Annotated in this window: 5 protein-coding genes; 4 read left to right on the top strand and 1 reads right to left on the bottom strand. The window is 70.9% G+C overall.

What is annotated here, in order from left to right; all coding sequences use genetic code 11:
• Positions 1-337, top strand: a 337-nt coding sequence (locus WA805_RS18830; protein WP_425242984.1) for a hypothetical protein, incomplete at its 5' end; no start/stop codon positions are given.
• Position 338: 1 nt separating this feature from the next.
• Here WA805_RS18830 and WA805_RS18825 read toward each other — a convergent pair.
• Positions 339-812 carry a hypothetical protein gene (locus WA805_RS18825; protein ID WP_422281620.1) on the bottom strand — a complete coding sequence of 158 codons (474 nt, stop codon included), beginning with the start codon at positions 810-812 and terminating at the stop codon, positions 339-341.
• Positions 813-916: 104 nt separating this feature from the next.
• On the opposite strand from WA805_RS18825, the gene WA805_RS18820 reads away from it, so the two are divergent.
• From WA805_RS18820 to WA805_RS18810, 3 genes are all read left to right on the top strand, one after another.
• Complete coding sequence (locus WA805_RS18820; RefSeq protein ID WP_422289487.1) at positions 917-1,651, top strand: DUF899 domain-containing protein; 735 nt, start codon at positions 917-919, stop codon at positions 1,649-1,651.
• A 15-nt stretch (positions 1,652-1,666) separates the two neighbouring features.
• On the top strand, positions 1,667-2,077 hold the full coding sequence (locus WA805_RS18815; protein WP_425242983.1) for a nitroreductase family deazaflavin-dependent oxidoreductase: 411 nt from the start codon (positions 1,667-1,669) through the stop codon (positions 2,075-2,077).
• A 9-nt stretch (positions 2,078-2,086) separates the two neighbouring features.
• The coding region (locus WA805_RS18810; protein WP_425242982.1) for an MBL fold metallo-hydrolase at positions 2,087-2,892 on the top strand (806 nt) is incomplete at its 3' end.

The following is a 2,892-nucleotide window of genomic DNA, read 5'->3' as shown; positions in this document are numbered from 1 at the left end:
GATGTCCGGGGCACGGGCATCCGGGCAGGACGGCTGGTTCACCACGACCGTGCGACCCGCCGGGCCGCTGGACCACGCGGCGCTCGCCCGGCTGAGCGAAACGCTCGGCGCGCTCGAGCCGAGTAGCGACATGGTGGTCGTCGACTTGACCGCCGCCGACGTGCGCGACCCGCGCGGTCTGGCCAGGCACCTGCTGGCGCCCGCCCGCAGGTTCGACCAGGCGGGCCGCTGCATGCTCGTCGTCGGCGCGTCCCCCGGCCTGAAGGCTGAGCTCCACCACGCCGCTGTCCCGGTGGTAACACTGGACCCGGACACGGTCCGGCCTCACGCGGCCTGATTTATCGTGCGGGATGCGCCCCGGAACGCGGCGCTGAATCCCGCACGATCCTTGTGGCTCTTGTGGCGCGGAGCATGGCGGGGGCGGTGGCGAGCACGAAAGCGCCGAATACAGTGATGAGCAGCAGGCCCGCGGGTGTGAACGGCCACGCCGGGTCGTGCTGGATCCTGGACCAGTTCCCCGCCGTGTTCGCGGCGACGTCCAGGACCATCACGACGGCCGCCAGCCAGATGCCCGCCGGGAGCACCAGCGCCGCGAGCACCACGACCAGCGGGTCGAGGAGCACCAAGCTGATGAAGAACACCCGCAGCGGAACCTGCGGAAATCCTGAGTAAGCGTGGAACCCGGCCCGGGCCAGGTCCCTGGCGTGGGCGGCCGTGCCGTCGGTGAAACCAATCAGGTAGACCGCCAGCACCCACCTGGCCCATACGGGCAGCGCAGCCCACGCACTGCGCAACCGGCGGCCCAGGCCCATGCTTTCGATCCTGGCATGAGCCGGCGCGGCGATTCTCCGGCATCGAGCTGGTCTATATCGGCAGCCGCCAGAAAAGCACTGGCGGACCAGCGAAGGAGAACGACATGACAGACCACAAGGTTGTCAGCCGCGCCGACTGGCAGGCCGCCAGGGACGATCTGCTGCGGCGCGAGAAGGAGCACACCCGGATGGGCGACGAGCTGGCGCGCCAGCGCCGCGAGCTGCCCTGGGTCGCGGTCGGCAAGGAGTACGTGCTCGACACCGACGACGGTCCCCGGCCGCTGGCCGGGCTCTTCGACGGCCGGTCGCAGCTGATGGTGTACCACTTCATGTTCGGGCCGGCCTACGAGGCGGGCTGCCCGGTCAACTCGTCGATGGCCGACGGCCTCGACGGCCTGCTCCCCCACCTGCACGCCCGCGACGTGACCCTGCTGCTCGTCTCGCAGGCGCCGCTGGCGAAGCTGCAGGCGTACCGGCGTCGGATGGGCTGGCGCACCCCGTGGGTGTCGGCGGCGAACACTGACTTCAACTACGACTTCGGCGCCTCCTACACCCTGGAGCAGGTGCGCGGCTGGGGGCTCAGCGCGGACAGCCTGCCGCCGATCGTGGCGGTCAACGCGGCCGCGACGGGAACCGACGTCAACGGCTACCTCACGGAATCGCCGACGGTCAGCGTCTTCACGCTGCAGGACGGCGCCGTCTACCAGACCTACGGGGCCGCGGCCCGCGGGGTCGAGTTCCTGATGCCCTACTACCCGGTCCTCGACCGGGTGCCGAAGGGCCGCGACGAGGGCGACGCGTTCCAGACCTGGATCCGCCGCCACGACGAGTATGCGTGAGGGCTGGAGCGGATCATGGCCAGCGACTACAACGCGACGATCATCGAGGAGTTCCGCGCGACGGGCGGACACCCCGGCGGAGACTGGGCGGGCACCCCGATGATCCTCATCCACCACATCGGCGCCAGGTCGGGGATCGAGCGTGTCACGCCGCTTGGCTATCTCCCGGTGGGCGGCGACCGCTTCGCGGTCGTCGCCTCCAACGGCGGGTCGCCGTCCCATCCGGCCTGGTACCACAACCTCAAGGCCAACCCCGTGATCACGGCCGAGGTCGGCGCCCGGACGCTCACGGTCGTGGCGGAGGAACTGGACGACACCGCCCGCGCGGACCTCTGGCCGAAGCTGGTCGCGCGGTTCCCCACCGTCGGCACGTACCAGGCCACGACCGCGCGGCAGATCCCGGTGCTCATCCTGACCGCGGCCTAAGCTTGCCGCATGGCGGACGGGACAAAAGACGCGGATACCACCCAGCGCGATCCGCTGGCCGGCGTGCGGTGGATTCACGGGTCGCCGCCTGGCGGGCCCGCCGATCCCAAGGTCCAGGTGGTACACGTCGATGACGACACGTTCATCCTGCGGCAGAGCAAGGACCTGAACTACGAAGGGCCGTTCCTGTACCTGCTGTGCGGCACCGAGCGGGCGATCCTGCTCGACACCGGGGCGGTGGCCGGCGGCGGCGTGCGGCAGACGGTGGACTCCCTGCTCAGGGACAGGGAACGGGACACGCCCGGCTACCAGCTGGTCGTGGCGCATACCCACGGGCACGGCGACCACGTGGCCGGCGACGGCGACTTCGCCGGCCGGCCGGACACCACGGTCGTCGGCCATGAGCTTGGCGATGTGCAGGCCTACTTCGGCTTCACTAGCTGGCCCGGCCAGGTGCTGGTCTTCGATCTCGGCGGCCGCCGGCTGGAAATCACCGGCTCGCCTGGCCACCAGGACGCGGCGATCACCGTCTACGACGAGCGCACCGGCTTCCTGCTCACCGGGGACACCGTGTACCCGGGACGGCTGTACGTACGGGACATGGCGGCGTTCACCGCCAGCCTGGACCGGCTCGCCGAGTTCACCGCCACCCGGCGGGTCAGCCACGTGCTCGGCTGCCACATCGAGATGACGACCCGGCCGGACCGCGACTACCCGATCGGCTGCCGGTACCAGCCGGACGAGCCGCCGCTGCAGCTCAGCCTCGCCCGGCTGCTGGCCGTGCGGGACGCCGCCCGCCAGGTGCAGGACAAGCC

The organism is Trebonia sp., from assembly GCF_049794275.1.
Classification (GTDB): Bacteria; Actinomycetota; Actinomycetes; order Streptosporangiales; family Streptosporangiaceae; genus Trebonia.
This window is presented reverse-complemented; position numbering and strand designations above follow the sequence as displayed.

Coding starts and splice junctions, on each gene's coding strand:
- WA805_RS18825 (WP_422281620.1), bottom strand. CDS start 812: ATGGGCCTGGGCCGCCGGTTGCGCAGTGCGTGGGCTGCGCTGCCCGTA.
- WA805_RS18820 (WP_422289487.1), top strand. CDS start 917: ATGACAGACCACAAGGTTGTCAGCCGCGCCGACTGGCAGGCCGCCAGG.
- WA805_RS18815 (WP_425242983.1), top strand. CDS start 1,667: ATGGCCAGCGACTACAACGCGACGATCATCGAGGAGTTCCGCGCGACG.